8 protein-coding genes are annotated in these 6,325 nt (G+C 57.1%); 6 read left to right on the forward strand and 2 right to left on the reverse strand.

Annotated elements, in window-relative coordinates; translation table 11 throughout:
• Together ACETWG_12930 and ACETWG_12935 are read right to left on the reverse strand one after the other, a co-directional pair.
• Nucleotides 1–392: DUF1761 domain-containing protein (locus ACETWG_12930; GenBank protein ID MFB0517490.1), on the reverse strand; the 392-nt coding region annotated here is incomplete at its 3' end.
• 82 nt (nucleotides 393–474) lie between these two features.
• Complete coding sequence (locus ACETWG_12935; protein MFB0517491.1) at nucleotides 475–1,203, reverse strand: phosphatase PAP2 family protein; 729 nt, start codon at nucleotides 1,201–1,203, stop codon at nucleotides 475–477.
• Between the two features lie 220 nt (nucleotides 1,204–1,423).
• Here ACETWG_12935 and ACETWG_12940 point away from each other — a divergent pair, with 220 nt between their 5' ends.
• The 6 genes from ACETWG_12940 to ACETWG_12965 all read left to right on the forward strand — a co-directional run.
• A complete protein-coding gene (locus ACETWG_12940; protein ID MFB0517492.1) occupies nucleotides 1,424–1,885 on the forward strand; it encodes a GAF domain-containing protein in 462 nt (153 codons plus the stop codon).
• A 16-nt stretch (nucleotides 1,886–1,901) separates the two neighbouring features.
• The gene (nadA, locus tag ACETWG_12945; protein MFB0517493.1) at nucleotides 1,902–2,852 is read left to right on the forward strand and encodes a quinolinate synthase NadA; all 951 of its coding nucleotides are present in this window, start codon (nucleotides 1,902–1,904) and stop codon (nucleotides 2,850–2,852) included.
• 35 nt (nucleotides 2,853–2,887) lie between these two features.
• Nucleotides 2,888–3,760: a carboxylating nicotinate-nucleotide diphosphorylase gene (gene nadC, locus ACETWG_12950; GenBank protein MFB0517494.1), complete on the forward strand. Its 873-nt coding sequence runs from the start codon at nucleotides 2,888–2,890 to the stop codon at nucleotides 3,758–3,760.
• 75 nt (nucleotides 3,761–3,835) lie between these two features.
• Nucleotides 3,836–4,543: an NRDE family protein gene (locus ACETWG_12955; protein ID MFB0517495.1), complete on the forward strand. Its 708-nt coding sequence runs from the start codon at nucleotides 3,836–3,838 to the stop codon at nucleotides 4,541–4,543.
• Nucleotides 4,521–5,720 (forward strand): bifunctional phosphopantothenoylcysteine decarboxylase/phosphopantothenate--cysteine ligase CoaBC, encoded by a 1,200-nt coding sequence (gene coaBC, locus ACETWG_12960; protein ID MFB0517496.1) that lies wholly within the window; start codon nucleotides 4,521–4,523, stop codon nucleotides 5,718–5,720. The genes ACETWG_12955 and coaBC overlap by 23 nt, the downstream gene beginning before the upstream one ends.
• 167 nt (nucleotides 5,721–5,887) lie before the next feature.
• A partial coding sequence (locus tag ACETWG_12965; GenBank protein ID MFB0517497.1) for a carboxypeptidase-like regulatory domain-containing protein occupies nucleotides 5,888–6,325 on the forward strand: 438 nt, incomplete at its 3' end.

Genomic DNA, 6,325 nt, shown 5'->3' on the forward strand with positions numbered 1-6,325 from the left:
GCCCCCATGACCATCAGTCCCACCAGGTAATAGCCGCTGTTGATCAGGTACAGCTTGAAGGGGCTCTTTTCAAACACGACGCTTTCCAGGGTAAAGGTGGCCACAAAGCCAAGCCATACCAGGAATCCGGTCTCAATGCCGGAAACAAGGGTGGTGGCCCCGGTATGCACGAGAATCCGGGCCAGGATATAGGCGGCCACCAGGGTTGTCACGAAGCGGGTTCCGTAGGTACGCGCCGGGCTGGGCCCCGCCTGGATTTCCTCCGGTGACATGCCCAGGGCGGTCAGCCATTGGCTGCCGAATAGTTTGGGTGAATACCACAAGGCCGCCAGGCCGAATCCCAGGATGGTAGCAATCAGGACAGCCAGCAGGTTGATATTGGGTTGGGTCATGGTGCAGCTCCTTATATGCCAATTGACAGTTGAGGTGCAAAAGATAAATTAGTCTGGTAACAAGGGCACACTGGGCGGGTGCTCAAAAGTGAAATCCTAGTATAATATATCCGGGGACAAAAGCGACCTGTACGACCTCCGATCCACTTTTGGAGGGCAAGCTCAGGTTGAATCCTCTTACCAGTCCTATGCCCAGTCCGGCGCCGGCGACCACGTCGGAAAGGTAATGCTTGTTATCGTGGATGCGGCTGATTCCCGTCACGAGGGCGAGACTATAGAATAGAGCCCCTATGCGGTTGCCGTAGAGGGTTCGCACCACTTCTGCTACGCCGAATGACAGGGAGGTATGACCGGAGGGGAATGACAGGTATCCGCGACCATTGGGGCGCTCCCGACCCACGGCCCACTTAAGCATGGACGTCGTTACGCCAACCGTGGTTAGACTGATGAAGGTGAATTCCAATCGCCGGTAGGTCTGCTGGCGGGGTGCATTCCGAATGGCTTCGGCGGCATAGACCACTGGCAGGATCGATAGCGCTGCTACGTACCCTCCCCAAGCGTCACCAAAGCGTGCGAGGGGTTCTGGCATCAACCCCTGTTCCACGGCCTGCTGCCGGATGCGGCTATCCAGGGGCAGGGCCGCCAGGAGCCCCAGACCGGTAGTTAGCCAGAGCGAGCGGTTGGCGGGAGCAGTGATGGTAATCCGCAGGCCGGTGGCCACCTTTTGAGGGTAGGTCTGGTACCCTTCAGATTGGCCGAGGGCCGTTGTGAGCAGCAAGACGCCAGCCAGGGGTACTCTGAAGGCTATCATGCGCTGAATTTCGTGGCTTCCGGTTTGAAAAGCGACAACTTACTAACCTCCTTTCTTTCACCGTCGCCTTCAGCATTATGCAAGTTACCTCTGTGGGCGCATTATCGGCCCACACTATGGCGGCTTCACCTATGCCCGCATCAATTTCTACTTACCCGTTCTGTCTGCCGCTAACTGTCCCCCTTTCCCCGTTCTCCGATCCTTCCTAAATTACCCCACCATGTCTCTAGCCGAAGACATATTAGCCCAGCCCTCCTTCGATATGGCCATCCGCACCGCAGTGGCGGGAGTGAAGTCTATGAAGCCCACCTACGACTGGGTGGGGGTCTACCTGCTGGAGGGGGATGTACTGACGCTGCGAGACGATCACTACCTGGGGCAGCCAACGGTCCATACCCGCATCACGCTGGATAGTGGCCTCTGCGGCGCCTCCGTAGCCAGCCACGAGACCATCGTCGTGGATGATGTCCACCGGGACAGCCGGTATATCGCTTGCAGCCTCTCAGTCCAATCTGAGATTGTGGTACCTATACTTGACGATGAACGGCTCATTGGAGTATTGGATCTGGACAGTGACACTCCGGCAGCTTTTAAAGAAGATGACCGGCGGGAGCTGGAAGAGGTAGCTCGTGCCTTGGCCCAGGCCTGGCGGAATATTATACGAACATCCTGCGAGATATAGCGTTCAACCCAGATATATGTGTACGACCAATCAGTCACTTCAGTCCTCCCCGGACCTAGTTAAGAAGATTGATCACTTAAAGCAGGATCGAAACGCGGTTATTCTGGCTCATTACTACCAAGATCCGGATATTCAGGATCTGGCTGATTACCTGGGCGACAGCCTGCAGCTGGCCCAGATGGCTGCTGTGACGGACGCGGACGTGATCCTTTTCTGCGGGGTCCGGTTTATGGCGGAAGTGGTCAAGATCCTTAATCCCGGGAAAACGGTATTGCTGCCAGATCTGGAGGCAGGCTGCTCCCTGGCAGACGACTGCCCGGCCGAGGCCTTCCAGGACTTTATTGAGCGTTACCCTGACCATGAAGTGGTGGTCTATATCAACAGCTCAGCGGAGGCGAAGGCCCTTTCAGATATTATCTGTACTTCATCCAACGCTGAGCAAGTCCTGGCCAGCATACCAGAAGATCGGCCTATTATCTTTGCCCCTGACTACAATTTTGGGTACTATCTGAAAAAGAAGACCGGCCGGAACATGAAAATCTGGCCCGGTTCCTGTGTAGTCCATGAAAGTTTCTCCCTGCCGGCTATCCTAAGTTTGAAGGCCCGCTATCCGGGGGCGGTTCTCCTGGCCCATCCGGAATGTGAGGAGGCGATATTGCAGCAGGCTGACCATATCGGTTCCACCGCCGCTATTATCAGCGCAACGGTAACAGGCCAGGCGCGCCAGTACTTAGTGGCCACAGAAGCCGGAGTGATCCACCAGATGAAGAAACTGTCTCCAGCGAAGGAATTTATCCCTGTTCCTACCAAAAACGATCACACCGGCGCCTTGTGTCCCTACATGCGGCTGATTACGGTAGAGAAAATCTACCGGGCTCTTCAAGATCAATCGCCGGAAATCACTATTGTAGAGGAGCTTCGTCTCAAGGCCCTGCGCCCTATTGAGCGGATGATGGCCCTGGGATAATCTTCAAGCTGTTGGCCGGTTCAGTTGCCTGTTAAATGATGGTTCGGCGGATATTATTCCAACAGATAACGCTCGATCCCGATTGGGTGCACCAACAGATTGTGGAATTTTTAGCTGAAGACGTCCCTGCAGGAGATGTCACCACTGATGGGGTGGCACCGAATGATGTCACCGCTACTGCTCAAATTAAGGCTGGGGAGAAGCTCATCTTTGCCGGTGCAGCGGTTGTCCAGGGCTGTTTCCTGAACCGCTGTGATGTTGAGCTAAATGTTGCTGATGGTCAGCCGGTGGCAGCCGGGGAGATCATTGGCACCATTGCCGGTCCTGCTCGCTATATCCTGACCCGGGAACGGGTGATGCTGAATCTGATCCAGCACCTGTCGGGCATCGCTACTCTGACCCGGGCCTATGTAAACGAGGCCTCTCCTTTCGGGGTTAAAATCCTGGACACGCGCAAAACTATTCCCGGTCTCAGGAGCTTTGAGAAATATGCGGTGGCGGTGGGGGGAGGCGTGAATCACCGGCTGGACCTCTCTTCCGGGATTCTGGTAAAAGACAATCATATCGCCACCACCGGTAGCATAGCGGGGGCGGTGAAAAGCCTCCGGCGGAGGTATCCCGATATGCCCATTGAGGTGGAGGTGGAGACGAGGGCCCAGGTTGAGGCCGGTCTGGCAGCCGGCGTGGACGCCTTCCTCCTGGATAACATGCCAGTCGAAGAGGTGCACGCCTGTGTAACGCTCATCCGGGACCACGCCTGCGGCAAGGATATCTTCATCGAAGCCTCGGGAGGTATTAAGCTCGACAATGTAGCAAAATACGCGCAGACCGGCGTTGACGGACTGTCGGTTGGGTACCTGACACATAGTGCCCCGTTTGTAGATATCAGTCTGGATCTGTTCACATGACCGCGATTAAAGGGCAGCGGTCAGTCCTTCGGGCCCCTCTGGCAGCCAGGTTCATTTGAAGATAAGCTAGCTGACATGTGCACCCTGCTGTTCCGTTTTCGGCCTAGTGATACCTACCCGCTGACCATTCTAACTAACCGGGATGAGGCTTACGCCCGGTTGTCGGAGGGTTGGGCCTGGCGAATGAACGAACGGCCATACTTTGCTCCCCGGGACCTTGAGGCCGGCGGTACCTGGATCGGTCTCAACGGAAATGGGGTGGTGGCGGCGCTGACCAACATCTTTCCCGGGCGGAGGGATACCGGCTTATGCACCCGGGGGGCGTTGGTGGTGGATATGATGGCCCTGGATTCTGCCGTAAAGGCATCCACCCGCCTGCAACGGCTGCTCACTGCCCGCCGGTATAATAACTTCAACCTGCTGGTGTCTGATCGGGCCCGGGCCGTCCTGTTCACCTGGCAGGGGAAGGAGCTGACACAGCGTGCTCTAGCCCCCGGCGTGTACGAGGTGGACAATACCCCCTTTGACGGTACGGCTCAGTTAAGTGGCGCTGAGACTAACAGGGAGTGGCTCGAACGGCATGCAGATCGCCTCCGGGAGCATCCCAAGGTATGCCGACATAGTGGCTTTTATGGCACCCGTTGCAGCCATAAATTGCTGGTGCATGGTTCCAATCCGGTAGGCAGTTCGCAAATCTGGCACCTGGAAGGGCATCCTTGCAGGGGCAGTTACGATCTGGTGGTTATTCCGGAGCTGAAGTATGACGAACAACCTCAAGAATAAGCGCGTTCTGGTAGGGGTGTGCGGTTCCATTGCCGCTTTCAAGTCCTGTGAGCTTGTGCGTGCTTTGCGCCGGGAAGGGGTGGACGTCACCGTTGCCATGACGGAAGCCGCCACCCGGTTCGTGGGGCCGGCTACTTTTGCCGCCTTCACCGCCCACCCGGTCTTGATTCACCAGTTCCCCCGCGATCCGGAGGCGGGCGTGCCGCATGTGGCAATCGCTGAAAGCTTCGATGCGGTGGTGGTGGCACCGGCCACGGCTGATATCCTGGGCAAGGCCTCTCACGCCATCGCCGACGACCTTCTTTCCACGCTGCTGAACATCGCGGATTGTCCTGTGCTGTACGTGCCGGCCATGAATTTCCGCATGTGGTGCAATCCCGCCACGCAAGACGCCGTAGCCCGCCTGCGGGGTTGGGAGCGCCAGGTGATGGACCCCGATGAGGGCGAACTGGCCACCCTTGACCGCGGCGTGGGACGCTTTCCCGAAGTGGAGCGCATCCTGGCCAGGCTGCGCAGCATGCTGGATGTGCCCCAGTTGTATGCCGGGAAGCGCGTGCTGGTCACCGCTGGGTCGACCCGGGAACCCCTGGATCCGGTGCGGTATCTGTCCAACCGCAGCAGCGGCAAAATGGGCTATGCTCTGGCGTCGGCCGCCAGGGATTTCGGTGCTGAGGTTACCCTGATCAGTGGTCCCGTAGCGCTGGCTTCTATACCGGGATGTCGCATGGTTTATGTCACTACGGCCGAGGAAATGTTGGCTGCCGTAGAACGCGATTGTGCTCAACAGGATGTACTCATCATGGCAGCGGCTGTCGCGGACTTTCGACCAGCTGCCGTTGAAAAGGAAAAAATCCCCCGATCCAGCAAGCATACCTCTGTTGCCCTCAAGCCCACGCCGGATATTCTTAAGGCTATCCGGAATAAGTATACCGGCACTTTAGTGGCTTTCAGTCTACAGGCGGGCCGTGACCTCGATCCCGCCCGGGAGAAGCTGCGGGATAAGGGGGCGGAGTTTATTGTGGTCAATCGCTATGATGAACCAGGGGCGGGATTCGAGGCGGATACCAACCATGTGTGGATTTTATCTTCCTCGGGTGAAGAGGTGGAGATTCCGCTTGACAGCAAGGCTGCCATTGCTCGCGAGATCCTGGAGTATGTTGCCCAACATATTCCATAGCTGGCTATACTAACCCCAAAAAGTTGGGGTTAGAGGCTTATTCTCAAGGCCAATTCCCTTGTGCCCTATCGCGCCCTCTTCTAAATTCAAATTGTCTTGGGAGAGCTAATTTTTCATCTTAAAGGAATCTCATTTGAATCACATCTCTTCCTATAGGGATAGGCCGGATGCGTAATTGCCCAACGGCGCGCATCTGTACCCTACCATTCATTCCTACCAATCAACCCAACTACTCGGGAGGCAATATGAACCATCGTGGCTTTGCTGCAATGCTGGTGATGTTCGCCGTGCCGTTCCTGCTGTGGGCCCAGACGGGCACGATCTCGGGCCGGGTGACGGAGGCGGCCACCGGGGATCCGCTCCCCGGGGCCAATGTCGTCTTAGAGGGCACGACTTTCGGTGCCGCGGCGGATGCCGACGGGTTCTTCGATATTAGAGGTCTGTCGGTGGGGACCTATACCGTGACAGCTTCGGTCATCGGCTATGTTCCGGTCAGCCGGACCGTGAGCCTATCCGTCGGCGGTACTGTGACGGTGAACTTTACGCTGGAGCCGACCGCGATCATGCTTTCGGCGCTGGAGGTTCTTGCCAGCAGGGCTACGCGG

The sequence above is a fragment of the Candidatus Neomarinimicrobiota bacterium genome, assembly GCA_041862535.1.
Classification (GTDB): Bacteria; Fidelibacterota; Marinisomatia; order SCGC-AAA003-L08; family TS1B11.